Raw genomic sequence first — 21,354 nt, forward strand, 5'->3', positions numbered from 1 at the left:
GGCCCCAGGGCGGGGCGTCCCGCCCGCACCTCGCGATCGTTCCTGAGCTGCGCCGTCTGCAGGAGCAGTTCGAGGTTGCCGAAGTCGCCGTGGCACAGGCACTGGCTGCGCCCGAAGCCGTGCGCCCTGGTGAGCGTCAGGGCCGCGTCGACCTCGGCCCGCGCGAGTGACCCCGGCAGCCATCGGGAGGCCAGCACCCGGCTGAGGCCGATGCCCATCGCGCCGTAGCACCAGAACGTGGTGGGCGGCGCGTCGGCGGGAAGGTCGATCGCGGAATGGTCGCGCAGCTCCATGAAGGTGCCCGTGCCGGCGTCGAAGCTCTCCTGCTCGTGACGGATGGCCTCGACGCCCGCGCGTACGTAGGCGTCCTCCGCGAGCAGCTCGCCCGCCAGCCCCAGCGCCCACCCCATGCCGCCCGTTCCGTGGGAGAAGCCCGAGATGGGGCGGTCCGCGTGGCCTCGAAGGGAATCGGAGAACCAGCTCGGTCCGGTACGGCTGTTCACCAGGTGCCGGGCCGCCTTGTCCATGACCTCCAGCACGCGCCGATCCCCGGTCAGGGCGTGCAGGCTGGGCAGACAGGCGAGCACGCCCGCGCAGCCCCCGACGATGTCGTACTCGCGGTCGGCCTCGATCGCGGCACTCAGCGGATCGAGCAGGCTCGTCGCGCGGCCGAGCAGGCGGTCGTCCTGCCACAGGGCGGCGAGGTGGCTGAGGGCGTACACGAAGCCGCCGTACCCGATCATCCCGAGATCCCGGCCCAGCAGGCCGCGCCCGACCTGCTCCAGGGCGGTCTCCAGGGCGGCGCGCGCCAGCCCGGTGTGCCGGTCGTCGCCGCTCAGCGCGCCGAGGAGCGCCAGGAACAGGGAGATGCCGCTCAGCCCGTGGAACAGATCGGGCCGCAACCTCCCGAGCGACCACTGGCCGTCCGTGGTGGCGTTGACCCCGAACCACTGAGCGCCTCCCTCCGCCGTGATCGCGAGCTCGTGGAGGTACTCACCGATGCGTACGGCGGCGCTCATGAGGGCGTCAGGTTCTCCCGTGGCAGGTTCGAGCCGGTAGGACGGCATGACCTGGAGGCTGTGGTCGTTCGCGGCGGCCAGGCCGATGGTGCCGTGCACCAGCCAGCGCTGCCTGGCGTAGTCCTCGGGCCCGAGCGTGCGCAGGCGTTCGAACACCGCGTCCATCGCGGGCCGCACCGAGATTCCGGGCACCGGCTCGTCGCCGCTGCCCAGCAGCGCGTCGCCGTCGGTGATGGCGCTGAAGTACGGCACGTCGTTGTTCCAGAGGTCGCGGCGCTCGGCGGCGATGCACGGGTCGAGCGCGGGCAGGTACGGCGACTCCCGCCACAGCGCGTCGAAGTGCCGGTCACGGTCGGAGCCGTCGCCCAGCAGCGCCGGGTGGAAGGCGGTGCGCAGGATGGCCTCGTACAGGATGGTCGGACGGACGATCACCCTGACCCGGTCGCCTCGGAACATCTCCAGCACGCCCGCGAGCGACTCCCGCTCGCGTTCGCAGATCCGGTACGCCTCGGTGAACCCGTCGAGCACGTCCTGGCGGAACTCGTTCAGGTCGAGCGGGACGTCCGGCGCGACGGGCCGGTGGCCGGGCGTCTCCATCGGCTTGTGCGCCAGCTCGATGCGCATGGTGTCCTTGCCCAGGTCCACCAGGAACGGAACGGGCATCGGGGTGTTCAGGTCCGTGGGGTGGCCCATGCCGGACACGTCGACCAGCGTGCCGTCCTCGGCCGTCCAGGCCGGTTGCGGCAGCAGTCCGACGGCCAGCACGGACCCGAGGGTGAGGCGGCCCATGGCGTGCTCGACCGCCGTCACCCTCGTGTCGCGCAGCGGCAGCTCAGGGGCCAGCAGCGACTCCAGGTCCACCAGCACGGGCTGGTCGCCCGCGGCGATCAGGTTCTCCGCGTGGAAGTCGGTGGCCCGCAGCAGGTGCAGCAGCGCGAGCAGGAAGCCCTGCCGGTGGTAGAAATCGCGCAGCGCCTCGCGGCTCGCGCACGGCTCCGGCCGCACGTACTCCACCCAGCCGTACTCCCCGCGGTCCAGCACCTCAAGGGTCCGCAGCGGACGGCTCGCGCCGTGCTCATCGAACCAGCGGACCAACTGCTGGAAGTGCGCGTCCACCGAGAGCGGCCGCGGCTTGTACATGATCTGGAGACCGTCGTGGAAGCGCAGCCTGCACACGCTGAACCCGCCCCTGTGCCGGTCACCGAGGCCGCTGTGCAACTCGGCCAGGGGGCTCGTCACCCCGAGGGCGTCCGCGTCGGCCACCAGCCGCTCGGCCAGCAGCGCGCTGGTGCGCACCCAGTTCCGCACGGCGACGGCGAGCTGGCGGACGAGCACCGGATACCTCTCCAGCAACCGCGCCCGCCCCTCGGCCTGCTCGTAGCCGGCCAGGAAACGGCGGAACCGCTCCTCGCTGCCACCCTCTCCCAGCACGCCTGCGTCGCGCGCCTCCCGCAGCTCCACCACGGCGGTACGCGCCACGAGGCGATGGAGGAGCTCCGTCAGCGGCCCGAACGCCTGCTCCAGGAACACCCCGTCCTCGAACAGCGCGCCGCCGAGCCCGTCGAGCCGTGCGCGCAGCAGCTCGCGGCCGTGCCGCGGCAGCGGGGCCACCAGCGTCGAGAGCAGGTTGATCTGGGTCAGTTCCCAGTCCGCGCCGGGGCCGCCGTCGAGGAGAAAACCGCTCTCGTGGACGATGTCCATCCACTCCGGCTGCTCGCCGGTGTCGGCGGGACCCGCCAGCAGGGCGAGCAGGCGGTCCTCGTCCAGGCCGTCGGCCGCCAGCCGCCGCTGCCAGAGCCCGGGCGTGTCGAACGGCTTGGCGGAGCGCCATCCGGCCAGCCGCCGCCTGGCATCCTCGCCCGGCGGGCCGGGGGAGGGGGCCCGGAGGCGTTCGGCCAGCGGAGCCGCACGTAAAGGGGCGGGTACGCCCGCGAGGGCGTACCCGGAAGGATCAGGCACAGCAGGACACCGTTCCGGAGCAGATCCGCGTGACCGCGCTGATGGTGGCGCTGGCACGGTCCTCGCTGAGCGTGTTCACCTTGAACGCCTGGTCCAGCTCCAGAGCGGGGTCGCCGGCGAATCCGGCATACGACTGGTTCATGACTACCTCCCGATATCTCTCCGTGGGGTCGACCGCCCTCGCCACGCGCGTGGGACGGCGCCGCCGTTTACCTCTGCCACGAAACCAGCCGCACCTGTCGGGAGCCTGTCGGCTGCCTGTCGTGGGTTACGGATGCGTTGCGGACTCTTGACGTGTGTCTCCCGGCCTGCGCAGTCACATGATTGACCTCGACAGACATGAGGTCGGCTCCCGTCGGGAGAGCGGCCATGACACGAGAGGTGAGGCGGGGCGGAAACGCTCCCATGCCGCGGGCCGTGGACGTGGCACGCCTGGCGGGCGTCTCGCAGAAGACCGTGTCCAGAGTCCTCAACAACGAGCAGTACGTCTCGGCCGAGGTGCGCCGGCGCGTCCTGGCCGCCGCCGAGGAGCTCGGCTACCGGCTCAACAACGCGGCCCGCGCGCTCGCCTCCGGGCGGAGCTCGTCCGCGCCGACGTGCCCGTCCTCGTCTACGGCACTCCGCTGCCCTTCTCCGCCCCACGCGTGGTGACCGCGGGCGTCGCCTCCGGCGAGCCGGCCCACGCGGCCACCGAGCATCTGCTGGATCTGGGGCACGCGACCGTCCACCACGTCGCCGGTCCGCAGCGCTGGTACGCCGCAAGGGAGCGGCTCGCGGCGTGGCGTGCCGCACTGGCGGCCCGCGGCCAAGGCGGGGACGAAGTTCAAGCTCGCCGTGGTCTTCGACGACCCGCCGCTGACGTGGGATTCGGCCACCGCACGTTGATCGGAGGCGAGGAGTGGGCTGTGGCGGTCAGGCGCGCATGTTCGCGCCGCCGTCGATGGCCCACACCTGGCCGTTGATCCATTCGGCGTCGTCGGACAGCAGGAAGGCCACGACCGCGGCCAGGTCGGCCGGGCGGCCCAGCCGGGTGGTGGGGACGTGCTCCAGGAACATCTTCTGGAGCTGGACGTCGTTCTGCGCCGCTTGCGTCTCGCCCATGACCAGGCCGGGCATCACTCCGTTGCAGCGCACGCCCTCGGGGCCGAAGCGACCGGCGATGTGCCGGGTCAGCGCGTTGACCGCCGACTTCGAAGCCCCGTAGGCGGGGCGCTTGCGGTCGCTGGCGCTGACCGCGGCGCCGGAGGAGCAGTTGACGATGCCGCCGCCGCCGTTGGCCAGCAGGTGCGGCAGGACGGCGCGAGCGGTGCGGACGTAACCCAGGACGTTGACGTCCAGAGTCCGCTCCCACACGTCCAGGTCGGTGTCGAGCAGCGACTTGTCACGCCCGAGGGTGCCCGGCGACAGGTCCGCGCCGACGTTGAACAGGCCGTGCACGGCGCCGAACTCCTCGATGGTCCTGGCGACCATCGCGTTGACGGAGTCCTCGTCGGCGAGGTCGAAGTGCACCGCGACCGCCGAACCGCCGGCCTCGGTGATCTTGGCGGTGGTGGCCTGCGCGCCGGAGAGGTTGATGTCGCCGACGACGACATTGGCGCCTTCCTCGGCGAGCCTGATCGCGGTCGCCGCGCCGATGCCGGTCGCCCCGCCGGCCACGATGATCGCCTTGTCCTTCAAACCGCGCATTGTCCGCTCCGATCGGCTGGGGCGATCCCATGGCCGCCCAAACCGTACACATGTGTACGTTTCTGTCGCCGCTAAACGTACAATCCTGTACGGTTCGTGGCAAGTTAGGGTTGGACCGTGCAGGAAAGCGGGTGCCAGTGACACGGAAGGACGCCGTCCGCAACCGGGACCGGCTGCTCGCCGCGGCGCGGCGGATGTTCGCCGAACACGGCCACGAGGTCGCGCTGGAGGAGATCGCCAAGGTCGCCGGGGTGAGCCGCACCACGATCTACCGCAACTTCGCCACCCGCGAGGAGCTCGCGGCCACGGTCTTCGCCGACAACGTCGCCCAGATCGAGCACCATGCGGCCGGACTGCGGGGACGACCGGACGGCGCGGTCACGTTGTTCGACTTCGTCCTGGACATGCAGCTGGACAATCGCGGCCTCGCCCAGGTCCTGTCCAGCGCCGACCTGCAGTGGTTCATCGAGCATGCCCGCCGCATCGCGGCCTGCTTCGAGCCTCTCCTCGACGCCGGCCGCGCGGCCGGCATCGTCCACCCCGTCGTCGACGTCGACGACCTGATGCTCGCCATCTCCATGGGGGAGAGCGCCGTGGCCACCAACGACGCCGCCCAGCGCGACAACCGTCACAAACGCGTACGAGAGATGCTGCACCGAGCCCTCTTCACCCGCTGACCTCGACACCTTCGGCGTGGACTGGCAGATCTCTTGTACTTCGGAGAGCATGACGGAGTTTCCATACTCAGAGACGAACGGTACGAGAGTCGGGAGAGCGATGCGGGTTCCGATGACGATTGCGGACTTCCTGGACCGGGCCGAGCTGGGGTTCGCGGACAGCCCCGGAGTGATCGACGAGCCCGATCAGCCCGCACCGCCCGTGACGGCGTCCACGTACGGGCGGCTGGGTGAGCGGGTGCGGGCGTGGCAGGCCGGGCTGGACGCACTCGGCACGCGCGAAGGCGACCGGGTGGCGGTGATCAGCCACAACTCCGCCCGCCTGCTGGAGCTGCTGTTCGCGGTGCCGATGAGCGGCCGCGTCTGCGTCCCGGTCAACTTCCGCCTGAAGTCCGACGAGATCGATTACGTGGTACGGCAGAGCGGAGCCTCGGTCGTGCTGGTCGACCCCGAGCTTCGCGAGGTGACCGCGGGGATCAAGACGGACCACCGTTTCGTCCTGGGAGAGCAGACCGAGACGGAGCTGATGCGGTTCGACACGGAGCCGCGTTTCTGGTCGAACCCGGACGAGGACGCCACCGCGACGATCAACTACACCTCCGGGACGACGGCCCGCCCCAAGGGGGTTCAGCTCACCCACCGCAACATCTGGGTGAACGGACTGACCCTCGGCCTGCACACACGCGCCTGGGAGCGGGACGTCTACCTGCACACGCTGCCGATGTTCCACTGCAACGGCTGGGGCATGCCGTTCGTGACGGCCGGGCTCGGCGTCAAGCAGGTGGTGCTGCGCAAGGTGGACGGAGCGGAGATCCTGCGCCGCGTGGACGAGCACGGCGTGACGCTGATGTGCGGTGCGCCGGCGGTGTGGAGCCTGGTGCTGGACGCCGCGGCCGGCTGGGAGGGGGAGATCCCGGGCCGTGACCGCGTACGGATCGTGTGCGCCGGGGCGCCGCCCCCGAGCCGGTTGATCCAGCGGGTGGAGGAGGAGCTGGGCTGGGAGTTCATCCAGATCTACGGTCTGACGGAGACCTCGCCGCTCCTGACCGTCAACCGCTCCCGGCCGCAGGACGACGACCTGCCGGGCGATCGACGGGCCCGGAGGCTTTCGCGGGCCGGGCTCCCGGCGCTGGGGGTCAGACTGCGGGTCGCCGAGTCCGGGGAGGTGCTGGCGCGGTCGAACGTCGTGTTCGACGGCTACTGGGAGAAGCCGGAGGAGACGGCGAACGCGCTGAACGACGGCTGGTTCCACACCGGCGACGGCGGCGACATCGACGACACGGACGGGCACCTGACGATCTCCGACCGCAAGAAGGACGTGATCATCACGGGAGGCGAGAACGTGTCCTCGATCGAGGTCGAGGACACCATCTTCAGCCATCCCTCGGTCGCCGAGGTGGCGGTCATCGGAGTGCCGGACGCCAAGTGGGGGGAGACGATCAAGGCGCTGATCGTACGGGCCGAGGGCGCGGCGGTGAGCGAGGCGGAGATCATCACGTACTGCAAGGAACGGATGGCCGGATACAAGGCGCCGACGAGCGTGGAGTTCCGGGACACGATCCCGCGCACGGCGACCGGCAAGATCCAGAAGTTCAAGCTGCGCGAGCCCTACTGGGCCGGGCACGACCGAGGTGTCAACTGACGTCAGGCACGGCCGACGGCTCGCGGCCGTCCAGGAGCCGGGCGAGACAGGCGGTCGCCCGGCTCCGGTAGGCCGCGACCGTCTTGTCCGCACCACATCCAGGCGTTCGTTATAGTGAACATATCGTTTAGCGCATGGAGAGTGTGATGCAGGTCAGGGCTTATCTCGATGACACCTACGCGGAGCAGGCCGATACCCGGGTGATCGCTGTGGGGCGCCAGGAGGGGCGACCCTGGGCGGCCGTGGAGCATTGCCTCTTCCATCCGCAGGGTGGTGGTCAGCCCGCTGACCGGGGGTGGCTGGAGGAGGTCGAGGCCGTACCCGTGTGGGATGAGCAGTCCGGGCTGATCGTGGCCGTGCCCGCCTCCGAGGAGGCCGGGTGGCCGGTGTTCGCCGAGGGGCAGCGGGTGCGGGCGCGGATCGATCTGGGGACACGGATGGCGCACGCGGCCTTGCACACGGCCGGTCATCTGATCGAGGCGGCGGGCCGTGCCCAGGGGTGGGAGCTGGCGGGGAACAACCACTTCCCCGGCCAGGCGCGCATCGAGTTCACCGCCCCGCGGACTGATCCGCGGCTGGCCGATCCTGAAGGCCGGGAGGAGGTCATCGCCGAGCTGCGGAAGGTGGTGGCGGCGGCCATCGCCGAGGACCTGCCGGTGACCGCGGAGACGGGCGAGCACGGGCGACGCGTGGTCCGCCTGGACACCCTGCACGCCGCGCCCTGCGGGGGGACCCATGTGCGCAGTCTCGGCGACCTCCACGATGTGGTGCTGCCGGCGCTGAAGGTCAAGCGGGGCCGCATCCGTGTGTCGTATTCCGCCGCTCACGGGCCGCGATGATGGCCGCGGCATCCGGGCGGTCGACGAGCAGCAGCGCCGCGGCGGTGGGAGCGCAGATCCGTCGCCGTCGTGAACAACGTGGGATGAGCGGCTCCGAGCTGGCGCGGCGTGCGGGCCTGAGCAAGGCGACGCTGTCGCAACTGGAGGCCGGCAAGGGCAATCCGACGATCGAGACGCTCGACGCGCTCGCGATCGCGCTCAGGATCCCGCTGACCGACCTGCTGGCCCGCGACACCGACCCCGGCCCGGTGTTCGTCCCCGGCACCGAGATCGCCGAGGGCGAGGTCGGCCGGGAACTGCTACGCCGGATCAGCAGCGGCCACAGCTTGGAGATCTGGCGGTTGCGGATGCCCGCCCACACCGATCTGACGGGTGTGCCGCACGCGACCGGCACGGTGGAGCACCTGCTGGTCGCCTCAGGTCGGCTGACCGCAGGACCCGCCGACGCCCCGCGCCTGCTGGGGTCGGGTGATCTGCTCGCCTTCGCCGGAGACGCCCCTCATCTCTACCGCACCGACGCCGAACCGGCGGACGTCACCGTCGTCATCGCCTCGCCCATCGTGGGCTGAAAGCCACCCGGAAGCCAGGCCCGCACCATGAGCATCGCCGAGCGGCACCTTTCCCTAGCGGTGAGCGGAGATACCACGCGGGCCCGAACCCCACTCCGAGCCCGGCGCTGACCATCTCGATGCCCGTGGTGGCCTCGTCGGTCTCACAGGCGACCACCAGTTCCAACCCGGCCTGGGAAAACAGCCGCTCGGCCGGCGTGCGCTGCCAGATCCCCGGCCGGGTGGTGACGACGGGTTCGCCCGCGAGGTCGGCCATGGTCACCTCGCGCCGACCGGCGAGCCGGTGCCCGGGCGGCACGGCGAGCAGGACCTCCTCGCGGACCAGCTCCTCATGGTCCAGCCCCGCCCGTCAAGCACCTCGGACGCCAGGCAGAAGCCGACCTGGCCCTCGCTCAGCCGCTCGGCCATGACATCCGGGGTCAGCTGGAAAAGACGCACGGCGACATCTGGATGCTCGGCGATGAAGCTCTTGACCGGTTCGGTGATCGTGAGCAGCGTCTCCGAGGCGAGCGAGACGCTGCCGCGGGCCAGGCCGGCGGCGTCGGAGCTGGGCGACGCGGAGCTCCTCGGCCGCCCTGCTGATGTGCTCGTGGCGCGCCACGACCTGGAAAAGGCGCAGCGACAGCAGATCCATTATGCCTCTGTAGCTATGACCTTATGGGAGAACTGGTCTTGGACGGCATATAGCGGCCCTGCCTAGGGTCGTCCGCGTGGATACTGCCGGCGCCGCCCAACCGTAGTACCGCAGACGTGGTGTTCGATGTTTTGATCTTTGGAGGCTCCGTGCCCTTCGGGTATCTGTTCCCTGTGGCGCTCGTCGCGATCGGCACGCTGTTCGCGTTACGGCCGGTGCCGTTCTCGCGCCCGCTCGGCCCTACGAGCTACTACTTCGGTCTGGCCGCCAACGAGCTGCCGTTCGCGGCCTTCTTCTGGATGTTGCTGCTCCCGACGGCGCTGGCGTTCGCCGAAGGTGACATTGACTCGGCGGGCGGCTGGGCGGTCGTCGCCCTGGCCGCCGTGAGCGCGATCGGGCTCGTGCCCATCGCCTACCGCGCGATGGGCGAGCGGGCCAGGATCGAGCGCGCGATGGACCTTGGGCTGGGCGCGGGATGGCGGGCCGCCATCGATGCCGATCTCGGCGCCGGGCTGCGGCGCCGTCGCCCGTGGGCCCGCATCCTGTTCCTGCCCATCTTCAAGCGCCGCCCGGACGTCCGGCGCGTGGCCAACCTCTCCTACGGCGACGCGGGCCGCCGCAACCTGCTCGACCTCTACCACCACCGCTCGCGCCCGTCCGGCGCGCCCGTGATGATCCACCTGCACGGCGGCGGCTACTCCGGCGGCCACAAGAACAGCCAGTCGCTGCCGCTGCTCTACCGGCTCGCCGGCCAGGGCTGGGTGTGCATCAGCGCCAACTACCGGCTACGACCGCAGGCCCAGCACCCGGACCACCTGATCGACCTCAAGAAGATCATCGCCTGGGTACGCGAGCACGCCCACGAGTACGAAGCCGACCCGTCCACGGTGTTCGTCGCGGGCAGTTCGGCGGGCGGGCACATGGCGGCACTGGCCGCGCTCACCCAGAACGACCCCGCCTTCCAGCCGGGCTTCGAGGACGCCGACACCTCCGTGACCGGCGCCATCTACCTGAACGGCTGGTACGGCACCTACTTCGGCCAGGGCCCCGAGTCCTCGCCCCTGGCCCACATCACACCGGACGCACCGCCGTTCCTCGTGGCCCACGGCGATCTGGACCCGCAGGTGCCCGCGGCCGATGCCCGGCACTTCGCCGACCGGCTACGCCAGACCTCGGCCGCCCCCGTCGTCTACGCCGAGCTGCGCGGCGGGAACCACGCCTTCGACCTGTACCACTCGCTCCGCTTCGAGGCCGTCATCGACGCGATCGAGGCCTTCACCGCCTGGGTGAGATCACGGGAAAGGAAAGCCGTTTGAACGCCTCGCCGTGGCCAGGACGGTCCATTACGCCCGGATCAGCCGACATCCCCGCCGAACGTCAGGGAATCCGGGAGCGTACGTCGTCGTGGTCGGCGGAGCGGCGGCGGGTGTCGACGGCGGGAGCCAGGAAGACGGCGGAGGCGACGAAGGCGAGCACCGCGAGCATGGCCGTGCGCAGGCCCCAGTGGTCGCCGAGGAAGCCGAGGCCGGGCGGGCCGACGAGGAAGGCGACGTAGCCGATGATGGCCACCAGGCTGACGCGGGCGGTCGCGTTCGGTCCGGTCTCTCCCGCGGCGGACAGCGCGACGGGGAAGCCCAGCGATGCGCCGAGCCCCCAGAACAGGACGGCCGCCCCGGCCAGCACCGCGTTGTCCGAGAAGATCACCAGGATCAGACCGAGCGCCCCCGAGACGGCGCTGGCGCGGATGACGGTGGTGCGGCCGAAGCGGTCGAGGAAGAAGGAGCCGCCGAAGCGGCCGATGGTCATGGCCGCGGCGAACCCGGCGTAGACGAGGGACCCGGAAGTGGCGTCCAGGCCGTGCCCGTCGACCATGAGCAGCGGCAGCCAGTCGTTGGCGGCTCCCTCGGCCAAGGCCATCGCCAGGACGATCGCCCCGATCAGGAGAAGCCTGCCGTCCTTCCAGACCTTCGATTCCGTGCCGCCGGACGCGGCCTGGCCTGGCGCGCCGATGCCGATGCCCGCGGGGAGGGCGCGCATGGCGTACAGGAAGAGCGCGGCTGCGATCAGGGTGACCGCGGCTAGATGCCAGTGCGCGGGAAGCCGGGCGGCGGTGGCCGCGATGCCGGTGCCGGCGCCCACGACGGTGCCCAGGCTGAAGCAGCCGTGCACGGTGGGCAGCGTCGTCCTGCCGGTGATGCGCTCGACGTCGGCGGCGTCGACGTTCACGGCGACGTCACCGGCCCCCATGCCCGCGCCGAACCCGCACAGGCCCGCCAGGACCAGCGGTACGGACGACAGGAGGGTGCCGGCGCTGATGACGGCCAGGCTCCCGACGACCATCGCGGTTCCGACGCCGATGACGGGTCTCGTTCCGTACCGGGAGGTGAGACGTCCGGAGCAGAGGATCCCGATCATGGCGCCCAGCGACAGGCCGAACAGGATCCAGCCCATCTGGCCGGTGGAGGCTTCCAGCCGGTCGCGGATGTCGGGGGTGCGGGTCACCCACGACGACAGCGCGATCCCGGGAAGGAAGAAGAGCAGGAAGAGCGCCTGCCGGCGCCGGCGCGTGGCGAGGTCCATTGAGGATGGGTCTCCGTGGCGGTTGCGAATGGCTCGGCCGCGTCTACGCGTGATCGCGCATCCAGAGGTCGAGGAGTTCCTGGGTTGCGGCCGTACGGGGAGCGATGCTCTTCTCCCGGTGGTCCACCTCCACCTCGACCGGACGCAGGTCCGGCACTCCTCCGTCGTCCTGGCCGGGACGCCACCAGTAGACCTGCGAGCTGATGCCCTTGTCTCCTTGCTCGTTCATGGTGCGGGTGACCGCCTGCATGCTCTCCATCGCCGCGATGAGATGGACGTCGCCGATCTCGTGTACCAGCAGGTACTCCGGCAGCGGGAAGGAGACCAGCGCACCGTGGCGGGCAGGCCCGATGTGACGGCTGAGCACGTGGACATGGCAGCCGATGTAGCGCTGCGTCTCGCCGATGAACATGATCGGGACGCCCATGACCTCCTCGATCTTCGTGTAGTGCGGTTCCCGATGCAGAGAGGCGTGCAGCGCCGCGCCGAAGACCTGGTTCTCCGCTCGGCCGCCGAGTCGTTCGCGGCCGAGCGACATGATCGAGTCGGGCAGGTCGATGACCACGGTCTCCACCAGCCCCGGCGCGAGGGAACGGGTCACCAGGGAGTCACGGAGGCCGGGCGGCTCGGCGAGCGCGGCCTCGGAGTAGATGCGGATCCGCAGTGCTTCGCCGTCCAGGAGCTGCTGGATGTCAGCCGACGTGTCCGGCGCCTGAGCCATCTTCCTCCGGTATCCCCGGGCGAACCCGCCGGCGAAGTCCGCGGCGAACGCGGGCAGTTCATCGTGGGGGAGACCGCCGGCCTCCGCGAGCACGTTGCCGATGTCGGCGGTGAAGTCGGCGGCCCCCGGGAAGCTGACGCTGAGGGTGGTGGGGGCGACGAACATGGCGGGAAAGCCTTCGGCCGCGAAGGCTTCTACCAGGGCTGCGCCGATGGCGTCGTGGCTCATCCGTACGTCCGATCATGTTTAGGTTAGGGCCAATAATCCCATTACTTACTCGCGTAAAGCCCCTTGGTACGTACGCCGGTACGCCGACGGCGTGGTCCCCAGATACCGGGTGAAGTGCTGACGCAGGCCGGTGCCGGTGCCGAGCCCGCAGCGCTCGGCCACGACGTCCACGGGCAGGTGGGTGGTCTCCAGGAGTTCGCGGGCCCTGATCAGCCGTTGCTGGTTGAGCCACCGCATCGGCGGCAGGCCGACCTCCTGGCGGAACCTGCGTACGAACGTCCTGGTGCTCATCGAGGCGTACTCGGCCAGGCCCGGGACGGTGAGCGGCGTCTCCAGCCGCTCCAGCGCCCACTGCAGCACCGGCGCCAGCCCCCGGTCACCGGTGACGGCGGGGGCGGGTGCGACGTACTGGGTCTGGTCGCCCTCGCGGTGCGGCGCGATCACCATCCGGCGGCCGACCTCCGCGGCCACCGCGGCGCCGAAGTCGCGCCGGACGATGTGCAGGCACAGGTCGATGCTCGCCGCCGTGCCCGCGCTGGTCAGGATGTCGCCGTCGTCGACGTACAGGGCCCGCTCGTTCACGGTGACGCGGGGGTGGAGCCTGCGCAGGTCTTCGGCGTGCATCCAGTGCGTGGCGGCCTCCCGGCCGTCGAGCAGGCCGGCGGCGGCCAGGACGAAGGCGCCCGTGCACAGGGCGGCGATCCGGGCACCCCGCTCGTGCGCCTCGACCAGCGCCTCGAGGAGCTTCTCCGGCGGCCGGTAGGAGGCGTCGACACAGGCGGGCACCACCACGAGGTCGGCGTCGCGCAGGACCGACAGGTCGCCGGGCGCGCGCAGCCACAACCCCGGCAGCGACTCCTGTTCTCCCGGCGTGCTGTTGCAGAGGGTCAGGTCGTACCAGTCGGGGGTCAGGTCGCGCCGGTCCCGGCCGAAGACCTCGCACGGCACCGCCAGCTCGAACAGCGGGCATCGGTCCAGCACAGGTACGGCCACCTGGATCGACGTCATGGCGTAAATCTAGCGGAACGCGACATTTCTGCCACTAGTGAGAAGTCCGGGAGCTCACGACAGTGGTCCCATGAACGAGGAGACAGGAACGCTGGACGTCGGCACCCAGGAGGGATCCCGGCTGCTCACCGCGGCCGCGGAGCTGGTCGTACGGCATCTGGGCACGGTCGCGGACGGGCCCGTCGCGCCCGCCGGGCCGGGAACCGAGCGGCTCCGCGACTGGCTGGCCGGCCACGACTTCGCCCGCCCCGCACCGGCGGCGGACACGCTGGCCGAGGTCATGGGGATGCTGCGGCAGTGGGGTGTGCACACGACGCATCCGCGCTATTTCGGGCTGTTCAACCCGACCCCCACCTGGTGGGGCATCGCCGGCGAGCTCCTGGCGGCCGGTGTCAATCCGCAGCTGGCCGCCTACAGCCACGCCCCGGCCGCCGTGGAGATGGAGCGGCACGTGCTGCGCTTCGTCGCCGGCCGGCTCGGCCTGCCCACCGCCGAGGGCAGCTTCACCGTGGGTGGCGCGGAGGCGAACCTGACCGCCGTCATCGTCGCGCTGACCCGCAGGTTCCCGGCCTACGCGGGCGGCGGCCTGGCCGGTCTGGCGCGCATGCCGGTGCTGTACGCCTCGGCCGAGAGCCATCTGGCCTGGCTCAAGATCGCCCACATGACAGGGCTCGGCCGCGACGCGGTACGGCTCGTACCCACCGATTCCCGGCACCGCATGGACCTGGCGGCGCTGCGCGAGACGCACCGAGCCGATCTGGCCGCGGGGTTCGAGCCCTTCCTCCTGATCGGCACCGCCGGCACCACGGCCGGGGGCACGCTGGATCCGCTGCCCGAGCTGGCGCGCCAGGCCGGCGAGTGGGGCCTGGACTTCCACGTCGACGCCGCCTGGGCGGGAGCTGTCGCGCTGTCCGACCGCCTGCGCCCGCTGCTGGACGGGGTGGAACTGGCCGACAGCGTCACCGTGGACGCGCACAAGTGGCTGTCGGCGCCCATGGGCGCGGGCATGTTCCTCACCCGGCATCCGGACGCGCTCGCCGGCAGCTTCCACGCCAGCACCTCCTACATGCCCGCGCAGAGCGGCCAGGTTCCCGATCCGTACGCGACCAGCGTGCAGTGGTCGCGCAGGTTCGCGGGCCTGAAGGTGTTCCTCGCGCTGGCGATCGCCGGCCGACCGGCCTACGCCGAGCAGCTCGAACGCGACGTCCGCCTCGGTGAGCTGCTCGCTCGCCGGCTGTCCGAGGAGGGCTGGCCGCGCGTCAACGACACCCCGCTCCCGGTGGTCTGCGTCGCCGACCCCGAGGCGGAGTCGCAGGGGCCGGAGCACAGCGCCGCCTGGCACGCCGCCGTCGCCGACCACGTCGTGAGCGGCGGCCAGGCCTGGCTGAGCACCGTACGCCTGGCCGGGCGGCCCGCGCTGCGGCTCTGCCTGACCAGCCACCGGACGACCGTCTCGGACGTCGAGGCCGCGGTCACCGCCCTCAACCAGGCCCGCAAGGCCGTTTGAGCGCGAATCCCGTGCTCCGGTCGGACCGGCGGTAGGAAGCGGCGCGCCCTGGCCGGGCGGCGGGCCGCGGCGGTGTCGCCGCCGCGGCCCGCGTGCGGTCTCAGAGCTTCAGGCCCACCAGCAGCGGGTCGTGGTCGGAGGAGCGGAACGGGTCGGGCGCGTACAGGGAGGGCGGGTTGAACTCGGTGTTGTAGTCCATGAACCGGCCCTCGTCGGAGTTGATGTGCCAGATGGTGGCGCCGGTCACCAGCTTGCCCGCGCTCCTGTCGGCCAGCACGTGGTCGAGCTCACCGGACAGGCCGTCGAAGACGTAGCTGTAGCGGTCGTCCTTCTTGACGTACCTCTTGCTCAGGCTGGTCAGCCCGCCGTCCTCGAACGCGTGGATGGGGTCCTCCTCGCCGTAGGCGTTGATGTCGCCGAGGACGAGCACGTTCTGCAGCTTGAGGCTGTCGATCAGGGCCAGCACGGCCTTGGCCTGCTTGACGCGCTTGGCGTTGTAGCAGGACTGCCCGTCGCCCTGGTCGGCGTCGGCGCCGGAGGCCGCGCCGTCGGAGTCGGTGCAGCCCTTGGACTTGAAGTGGTTCACCAGCACCGTGAAGGACTTCCCGCCCCCACCGGCCTTGGCGAAGGTCTGCACCAGCGGCGGCCGGTTGAAGATCGGGTCGGACGACGACCGCGCCGGACCGGTGGGGGTGACCTTGGCCGGCTGGTAGATCAGCGCGGTCTGGATGAGGTCGGTGCCCGGGTTGGGGTGCGTGATCGCCTGGTACGTGCCGGCGCCGGCCTTGGCGTTGAGCGCGTCGACCAGGGTGTTGAGCGCCACGTCGTTGTTGCGCTCGACCTCCATCAGCCCGGCCACGGCCGGGTTGAGCGTCGTGATGTTGGCGACCAGCTTGGCGAGCTGGCGGTCACGCTCCGCGGCGGTGGTGGCGCCGCGGGACTTGAGCGTGGTGAACCAGTTGAGCGTGTTGAGGCTGGCCACCTGGACGTCGCCGCCGACCTTGGCGGGCTTCGCGGGGCGGGGGTTCTCGGCCTTGAAGACCACCGGCTTGGTCGGCTGGACGCGGTAGGCGTCGAAGCCGTACGTGAGGACGCCGGTCAGGTTCTTCACCTCGTCGCCGATGCGGACGGTGTTCGACCCCTCGGTGTGGTACGGCAGGGCGGGCGGGTTCTGCACGCCTGAGCCGTCGTCGAGGAGGACGGCGCGCCGCGCGTCCTTCTCGGTGTTCACACCCTCGCGGTCCGTCGGCTGCCACAGCCGGCCGCCGCCCGCGAGGGTGATCTCACCGAACCGGCCGAGGTTGTAGATCTCGGAGGCGGCGAGGTCGCCCTTGAACGTGACGAGCATGCCCTCGTAGCGCTCGAAGGTGACGCCTGTCATGAGCGGCAGCTTCACCTTGGCCGGCTTGATCACGCCGGTGCCGCACACGGTCACCGCGGTGGCCGGTGAGATCTCGGTGAGGCCGTTGTACTCGATCGCCTTGCCGGAGACGAGCACCCGGTCACCGGTCTTGACCGGCGAGGAGGAGAACACGAACAGCCCCTCGGAGGTCGCCGGGTCGGCGTCGGGCTTGTCCGCCTGAACGTAGAAGCCGCCGAACTGGCCGGAGCTCTGGAAGGAGCCGGTGACGACGCCCTCGACCCGGACGTTCTGACCGGCGACCGGGCTGGACTCGCCGCTTCCCTGCACCTCGGAGATCCGGTGAGTGGGCGCGGTGTCGCAACTCTCGGTGGGCGTGACGGTCGGGGTGGGGGTCGGCGTGACCGTCGGCGTGACGGTCGGGGTGGCCGTCGGGGACGGTGACGGGTCGCCGCCGCCGCAGGGGGCCGCGGCGGTGGCGGTGTTGCGCGGCGCGGGGGCCGCGGCTTCGAAGTCGGCGCCGTTGTCGTCGGTGTCGGTGCAGCCGCCGCCCTTGCGGAACGCGCCGGTGGTGTTGGTGAGCGCGGGGGCGGGGGTGCCTTCGGAGAAGTTCGCGCTGCCGTACCCGACCAGGTCGGAGATCAGCGCGAGCTGGGCGTCGGCGCAGGGCGTGGAGGAGCCGTTGCAGGCCAGCCCGTCGCTCGAGCGGACCAGCGCCACCTTGCCCGCGGTGCCGCTCATGTTCACGGAGCCGACGCTGTCGGGCTTGGGCAGCGCGCCGCTGGGAGTGCTGCCGGCGGCGAGCTGTACGAGGTGGTACTGGCCGGGGGCGATGCTGCCGGAGAGGTCGGCCTTGTTGGAGGCGAAGTTCCCGGTGCCGGCGGCGCTGGTGTACTGCACGGACCAGCCGTCCAGGGACACGGGGGCGGCGCTGCGGTTGAACAGCTCGAGGTAGTCGTTGGTGAAGGGAGCTCCGGCGTTGCCGCCTCCGCCGTAGACCTGGCTGATGACCACGGTTCCGGGGGCCGCGGCCGAAGAGGGTGAGGAAAGGGCTGCGATCGAACCGGCGACAACGCCGGCCGCAACGAGGATCGCTGTGGCCCGGGACTTGACTGGCATGCGGGGGAGCGTAAACCGACAAACAGCCAAAAACTCTGTATTCAGCATGGATGGGTCATGAAATTTCAGGTGTCGATCCGTCAATGTGTGACAATCACCCTCCTGGCCTGGTATCGCACGCCGACACTGACGGGCTCACCGCTGCTCGGCGGGCCCCATGACGCCGATTCGAGCCCCCGCCCGGGGCGGGTCTCTCGGCTCCCCGCGATGCCCGCCGCCCGGCTTGAACTGATCGTGAACAGATTTGCTGAACACTTGTGTTTGGATGCGTCCTTCCAGCATGATCTTGGTGTATCGCTCCCGGGTTTCAAGGAGGAACGGATGCGTCTTCGTGCAGGGCTTCTGGTAGCCGGCATGGCCGCCGCGATCGTCAGCGTGGTCGGCACCCCTGCTTCCGCTCAGGCGGCCGCCTGGACGTATATCGGCGTGTACACCAGCAAGCACAACTGCGTCGACGCCGGCCAGATGTGGGTCCGTGAGGGTTGGAACGAGTACGAGTGCTCAGGGAGCGCCACCTACTGGGAACTCTGGGTCCGGTAGCACTTGACGCCGTCGCTCTGCCACGCCGAGACCGCGGCTGCGGTGCGCGCGGCGACGCCGGCCAGCGGCCGGTGCGCGATGGCGGTCTGTTCACGGCCGCCAAGGTCGTCGTCTCGAACGCGTTCCATGCGTGAGCGATGAGTTCGGGCAGCGGATCAGGTCTGCCCTGGTATGACTCGCATCATCGCGGACATCTCGGTCTCCCTCGACGGCTTCGTCACCGGGCCTGACCCCGGCCCCGACAACGGTCTGGGCATCGGCGGCGAGGCCCTGCACACGTGGGCGTTCTCCGACGACCCCGACGACCGCCGGGTCCTGCGCGAGGCGACCGCCCGCTCGGGCGCCGTCGTCCTCGGTCGCCGGCTCTTCGACGTGGTCGACGGGCCGGACGGCTGGAACGACGACCGCGGCTACGGCGCGGGCGAGGTGGGCAAGCCCGCGTTCGTCGTCGTGACGAACGCGCCGCCGGACTCCGTGCGGCTCACCGACCTCGATTGGACATTCGTCACCACCGGCCTGGCCGACGCCGTCGCCGCAGCGCGTGAGCGGGCGGAGGCGGCGTCGGCGCACCGCGGCGAGGACCTCGACGTCGTCCTCATGGGCGGCGGCGCCACGGTCGGCTCGGCGCTCGAGGCCGGGCTGGTCGACGTGCTGACGCTGCACCTCGCACCCGTCGTACTGGGTGCGGGTACGCCGCTGTTCACCGGCGGAGCGCCGCGCACGCTGGTGCGGCGGAGCGTGATCTCGACATCGACCACGACGCACCTGACCTACGACGTCGTAGGTTAGCTCAGGAACCCGCAGCCGCCGGAACGGGCTTCCCGCCAAGGGGAACACGGACCGACCCCGCAGGGTTGAGTATGCGTCGAACGGAGTCCTCGTCGTTCGTCCTGCGTGGATGGCGATCCGGCTACTGTTGATCCGCATGACGCACACCGAGATCGAGATCACCGCGGAGCTGGTACGGGATCTGCTGCGCGACCAGCACCCCGACCTGGCCGATCACCCGGTGCGGCTCGGCGCGCGTGGCTGGGACAACCAGCTGTGGCGGCTCGGCGACGGTCTCGCCGTCCGGTTGCCCTGGGCGACACAGAACGCGGACGAGCTGCTGCGCAAGGAGCACAGCTGGCTGCCCGCCCTCGCCCCGCGCCTCCCGCTGCCGGTTCCCGTCCCGCAGCGCCTCGGCGAGCCCTCCGCGCTGTTTCCACGCCCCTGGATCGTCACCACCTGGGTGCCGGGCGAGCCCGCCGACCGCGCCCCCGTCACGCGCGCCGCGGAGGCGGCCGACGCCTTGGCCACCTTCCTGACGGCCTTGCACCAGCCCGCCCCCGACCAGGCTCCCACCGGCCGGGACCGCGGAGGGCGGCCGGCCGCCTACTCCGGAGGTTTCGCCAAGCAGCTCGCCTCGGCCACTGAGATGGGGCTCATCCCCGACCCGGACGCCGTCCGCGCGGTCTGGGAAGACGCCGCCGCCGCTCCCGACTGGGCGGGCCCGGCGCTGTGGGTCCACGGCGACCTGCATCCGGCCAACGTCCTCACCGCGGACGGCACCGTCTGCGGCGTGATCGACTTCGGCGACCTCTTCGCGGGCGATCCGGCCTGTGACCTCGCCGCCGCCTGGATTCTGCTGCCGGACGGCACCGCCGGCCGCTTCCATGCCGCCTACCAGCCGGCCCCGGACGCCGCGACGCTGCGCCGCGCCCGCGGATGGGCGGTGCTGCGCGCCCTCAGCGGCATCCTCATCGGTGAAGCGGGGGTCCGCGGCCGCCGAGGCGGCAAGGCCACGTGGGGCCCGCCCGCCCACGCCGCGCTGCGGCGCCTCATCGCTGATCGATCGCTTCCCCAAGGGCAAGCCGGGATCGACTTGCCAGTGGCGTGAGATGGGGCAGGCTTGCCGGTGTGATGGCGATTCATTCGCTGCCCACGCAGCCACAGGCGGAGCCGTACGAGATGCTCACCCGCCTGCCACCGCCCCACCTGCGTCCGTACGTGCTGGGGTGGGCCGGCTTTCGCACCCGGGCGGGAGAGCCCGCCCACCCCAGCCGGATGCTGCCGCTCAACGCGGCCACCCTGATCATCGACTTCACCGGCATGGGCCCGATCGTCACCGGTCCCCGCGCCACCGCGACGTTCTCGGCCCACACCCCGTGGCGTCACGGGGTCGCGGTCGGGCTCACGCCCGCCGGGATGTCGGCGCTGACGGGGACGCCCCTACGCGAGGTCGCCGGCACGAGCGTGCGCCTGGAAGACCTCCTCGGCGCCCGTGCCGAGGAGCTGACCGGCCGGTTGATAGCGTCGGCGAGCTGGGCCGACCGCTTCAGGCTGCTGGAGGAGCGGCTGACGGCGTGGCTGCGTCCCGACGCCGGCCCCGACGGCCTGATCATGCACGCCTGGTGGCGGCTGCAGGAGCCGGCCGGCCCGCCCACCATCGCGTCCCTCGCCGGTGAGCTGGGCGTCAGCCGTCGTTACATCGAGCTCGGATTCCGCCGGGTGGTGGGCCTGTCGCCCAAGACGGTGGCCCGGATCGCCCGGTTCCAGCGGACCGTGGACACGTGGAGACGGCCCTCGGCCACCCTGGACGAGGCCGTCGCCTGCGGTTACGCCGACCAGCCGCACCTCACCCGCGAGATACGGGCGATGGCGCAGATGACGCCGAAACAGCTGTTCGCATTCGTTCAATACACCGATCGGCTCACCGGCTAGCGTGACCTTCCGCTCCGGACCGAACGGGTGCCGGGGGAGAGGAAGGGGCAACACGTCATGGCAGGCGTTCTCGCGGCCGATCCCACCCTTGCCGACTTCGGCAAGGACCCGCTGTGGATCACGATCATCAAGGCCGTGATGCTGTTCCTCTTCCTGTCGCTGGGGGTCGTCTTCGGGGTCTGGTTCGAGCGCAAGCTGATCTCGCGGATGCAGCACCGGTACGGCCCCAACCGGGCCGGTAAGTTCGGCCTCCTGCAGTCGGTCGCCGACGCGATCAAGATGGGCTTGAAGGAGGACCTCTTCCCGCGCACGGTGGACCGGGGGCTCTACCTGCTGGCCCCGGTCATCATGGTGGTCCCGGCGATGCTGGCCTTCTCGATCGTGCCGTTCGGGCCGGTCGTGAATCTGTTCGGCGTGCGGACGCCGCTGCAGCTGGTGGACCTGCCGGTGGCCGTGCTGTTCATGCTGGCCATGGGCGCGGTGTCGGTCTACGGCGTGGTGCTGGCCGGATGGTCGTCGCGCTCGCCGTACGCGCTGCTGGGCGGTCTTCGGTCGGCGGCGCA

Annotated in this window: 23 protein-coding genes; 13 read left to right on the top strand and 10 right to left on the bottom strand. The window is 71.0% G+C overall.

The annotated features are described in order from the left end of the window. Nucleotides 1–2,978, bottom strand: a 2,978-nt coding sequence (locus tag ACWEPL_RS59840; RefSeq protein ID WP_452441987.1) for a type 2 lanthipeptide synthetase LanM family protein, incomplete at its 3' end; no start/stop codon positions are given. Beyond that, nucleotides 2,971–3,120: a hypothetical protein gene (locus ACWEPL_RS59845; protein WP_319719248.1), complete on the bottom strand. Its 150-nt coding sequence runs from the start codon at nucleotides 3,118–3,120 to the stop codon at nucleotides 2,971–2,973. The genes ACWEPL_RS59840 and ACWEPL_RS59845, both read right to left, overlap by 8 nt. A gap of 227 nt (nucleotides 3,121–3,347) precedes the next feature. Here ACWEPL_RS59845 and ACWEPL_RS59850 point away from each other — a divergent pair, with 227 nt between their 5' ends. Continuing rightward, nucleotides 3,348–3,629: a LacI family DNA-binding transcriptional regulator gene (locus ACWEPL_RS59850; RefSeq protein WP_363975834.1), complete on the top strand. Its 282-nt coding sequence runs from the start codon at nucleotides 3,348–3,350 to the stop codon at nucleotides 3,627–3,629. 261 nt (nucleotides 3,630–3,890) lie between these two features. Here the strand turns inward: ACWEPL_RS59850 and ACWEPL_RS59855 are convergent, their stop codons facing one another. Continuing rightward, complete coding sequence (locus ACWEPL_RS59855) at nucleotides 3,891–4,664, bottom strand: SDR family NAD(P)-dependent oxidoreductase (protein ID WP_452441988.1); 774 nt, start codon at nucleotides 4,662–4,664, stop codon at nucleotides 3,891–3,893. A 131-nt stretch (nucleotides 4,665–4,795) separates the two neighbouring features. On the opposite strand from ACWEPL_RS59855, the gene ACWEPL_RS59860 reads away from it, so the two are divergent. The 4 genes from ACWEPL_RS59860 (at nucleotide 4,796) to ACWEPL_RS59875 (ending at nucleotide 8,391) form a co-directional block, all read left to right on the top strand. After that, nucleotides 4,796–5,341, top strand: coding sequence for a TetR/AcrR family transcriptional regulator (locus tag ACWEPL_RS59860; protein WP_452441989.1), 546 nt, complete (start codon nucleotides 4,796–4,798; stop codon nucleotides 5,339–5,341). A 112-nt stretch (nucleotides 5,342–5,453) separates the two neighbouring features. Next, nucleotides 5,454–6,983, top strand: a complete 1,530-nt coding sequence (locus ACWEPL_RS59865; RefSeq protein WP_452441990.1) for an AMP-binding protein — start codon at nucleotides 5,454–5,456, stop codon at nucleotides 6,981–6,983. A gap of 134 nt (nucleotides 6,984–7,117) precedes the next feature. Continuing rightward, nucleotides 7,118–7,822: a hypothetical protein gene (locus tag ACWEPL_RS59870; RefSeq protein WP_452441991.1), complete on the top strand. Its 705-nt coding sequence runs from the start codon at nucleotides 7,118–7,120 to the stop codon at nucleotides 7,820–7,822. Then, nucleotides 7,822–8,391, top strand: coding sequence for a helix-turn-helix domain-containing protein (locus ACWEPL_RS59875; protein WP_363975902.1), 570 nt, complete (start codon nucleotides 7,822–7,824; stop codon nucleotides 8,389–8,391). The genes ACWEPL_RS59870 and ACWEPL_RS59875 overlap by 1 nt, the downstream gene beginning before the upstream one ends. On the opposite strand, the gene ACWEPL_RS59880 is transcribed toward ACWEPL_RS59875, so the two are convergent. Both ACWEPL_RS59880 and ACWEPL_RS59885 read right to left on the bottom strand, forming a co-directional pair. After that, the gene (locus ACWEPL_RS59880; protein WP_452441992.1) at nucleotides 8,366–8,689 is read right to left on the bottom strand and encodes a LysR family transcriptional regulator substrate-binding protein; all 324 of its coding nucleotides are present in this window, start codon (nucleotides 8,687–8,689) and stop codon (nucleotides 8,366–8,368) included. The two genes, ACWEPL_RS59875 and ACWEPL_RS59880, sit on opposite strands and share 26 nt — an antisense overlap. After that, nucleotides 8,650–8,829, bottom strand: a complete 180-nt coding sequence (locus ACWEPL_RS59885) for a hypothetical protein (RefSeq protein WP_363975908.1) — start codon at nucleotides 8,827–8,829, stop codon at nucleotides 8,650–8,652. Before ACWEPL_RS59885 ends, ACWEPL_RS59880 begins: the two co-directional genes overlap by 40 nt. A gap of 22 nt (nucleotides 8,830–8,851) precedes the next feature. On the opposite strand from ACWEPL_RS59885, the gene ACWEPL_RS59890 reads away from it, so the two are divergent. Further along, nucleotides 8,852–9,091, top strand: coding sequence for a hypothetical protein (locus ACWEPL_RS59890; RefSeq protein ID WP_452441994.1), 240 nt, complete (start codon nucleotides 8,852–8,854; stop codon nucleotides 9,089–9,091). An 83-nt stretch (nucleotides 9,092–9,174) separates the two neighbouring features. Then, nucleotides 9,175–10,341, top strand: a complete 1,167-nt coding sequence (locus ACWEPL_RS59895) for an alpha/beta hydrolase (RefSeq protein WP_452441995.1) — start codon at nucleotides 9,175–9,177, stop codon at nucleotides 10,339–10,341. 61 nt (nucleotides 10,342–10,402) lie between these two features. Here ACWEPL_RS59895 and ACWEPL_RS59900 read toward each other — a convergent pair whose 3' ends face one another. Genes ACWEPL_RS59900 through ACWEPL_RS59910 form a run of 3 tightly spaced genes read right to left on the bottom strand, consistent with a single transcriptional unit; the run spans nucleotide 10,403 to nucleotide 13,562 of the window. Next, complete coding sequence (locus tag ACWEPL_RS59900) at nucleotides 10,403–11,605, bottom strand: MFS transporter (RefSeq protein WP_452441996.1); 1,203 nt, start codon at nucleotides 11,603–11,605, stop codon at nucleotides 10,403–10,405. Nucleotides 11,606–11,648: 43 nt separating this feature from the next. Further along, nucleotides 11,649–12,554: a hypothetical protein gene (locus tag ACWEPL_RS59905; RefSeq protein WP_452441997.1), complete on the bottom strand. Its 906-nt coding sequence runs from the start codon at nucleotides 12,552–12,554 to the stop codon at nucleotides 11,649–11,651. Between the two features lie 45 nt (nucleotides 12,555–12,599). Beyond that, nucleotides 12,600–13,562 (bottom strand): GlxA family transcriptional regulator, encoded by a 963-nt coding sequence (locus tag ACWEPL_RS59910; protein WP_452441998.1) that lies wholly within the window; start codon nucleotides 13,560–13,562, stop codon nucleotides 12,600–12,602. A 70-nt stretch (nucleotides 13,563–13,632) separates the two neighbouring features. Here ACWEPL_RS59910 and ACWEPL_RS59915 point away from each other — a divergent pair, with 70 nt between their 5' ends. Further along, entirely contained in the window at nucleotides 13,633–15,069 is a 1,437-nt protein-coding gene (locus ACWEPL_RS59915; RefSeq protein ID WP_452441999.1) for a pyridoxal phosphate-dependent decarboxylase family protein, read from the top strand. Nucleotides 15,070–15,169: 100 nt separating this feature from the next. Here ACWEPL_RS59915 and ACWEPL_RS59920 read toward each other — a convergent pair whose 3' ends face one another. Beyond that, on the bottom strand, nucleotides 15,170–17,548 hold the full coding sequence (locus tag ACWEPL_RS59920) for an ExeM/NucH family extracellular endonuclease (RefSeq protein WP_452442000.1): 2,379 nt from the start codon (nucleotides 17,546–17,548) through the stop codon (nucleotides 15,170–15,172). Nucleotides 17,549–17,605: 57 nt separating this feature from the next. Between ACWEPL_RS59920 and ACWEPL_RS59925 the strand changes: the two genes are divergently transcribed. Beyond that, complete coding sequence (locus ACWEPL_RS59925; RefSeq protein ID WP_452442001.1) at nucleotides 17,606–18,088, top strand: hypothetical protein; 483 nt, start codon at nucleotides 17,606–17,608, stop codon at nucleotides 18,086–18,088. On the opposite strand, the gene ACWEPL_RS59930 is transcribed toward ACWEPL_RS59925, so the two are convergent. Next, entirely contained in the window at nucleotides 18,064–18,216 is a 153-nt protein-coding gene (locus ACWEPL_RS59930; RefSeq protein ID WP_452442002.1) for a hypothetical protein, read from the bottom strand. The two genes, ACWEPL_RS59925 and ACWEPL_RS59930, sit on opposite strands and share 25 nt — an antisense overlap. A 43-nt stretch (nucleotides 18,217–18,259) precedes the next feature. Between ACWEPL_RS59930 and ACWEPL_RS59935 the strand changes: the two genes are divergently transcribed. From ACWEPL_RS59935 to ACWEPL_RS59950, 4 genes are all read left to right on the top strand, one after another. Continuing rightward, complete coding sequence (locus ACWEPL_RS59935) at nucleotides 18,260–18,877, top strand: dihydrofolate reductase family protein (protein WP_452442003.1); 618 nt, start codon at nucleotides 18,260–18,262, stop codon at nucleotides 18,875–18,877. Between the two features lie 136 nt (nucleotides 18,878–19,013). After that, nucleotides 19,014–19,967, top strand: coding sequence for an aminoglycoside phosphotransferase family protein (locus ACWEPL_RS59940; RefSeq protein WP_452442004.1), 954 nt, complete (start codon nucleotides 19,014–19,016; stop codon nucleotides 19,965–19,967). Nucleotides 19,968–19,990: 23 nt separating this feature from the next. Beyond that, nucleotides 19,991–20,791 carry a helix-turn-helix domain-containing protein gene (locus ACWEPL_RS59945; RefSeq protein ID WP_452442006.1) on the top strand — a complete coding sequence of 267 codons (801 nt, stop codon included), beginning with the start codon at nucleotides 19,991–19,993 and terminating at the stop codon, nucleotides 20,789–20,791. Nucleotides 20,792–20,848: 57 nt separating this feature from the next. Then, nucleotides 20,849–21,354 (top strand): complex I subunit 1/NuoH family protein (locus ACWEPL_RS59950; RefSeq protein WP_452442005.1); only part of this gene is annotated, 506 nt, incomplete at its 3' end.

The organism is Nonomuraea sp. NPDC004186, assembly GCF_053603495.1.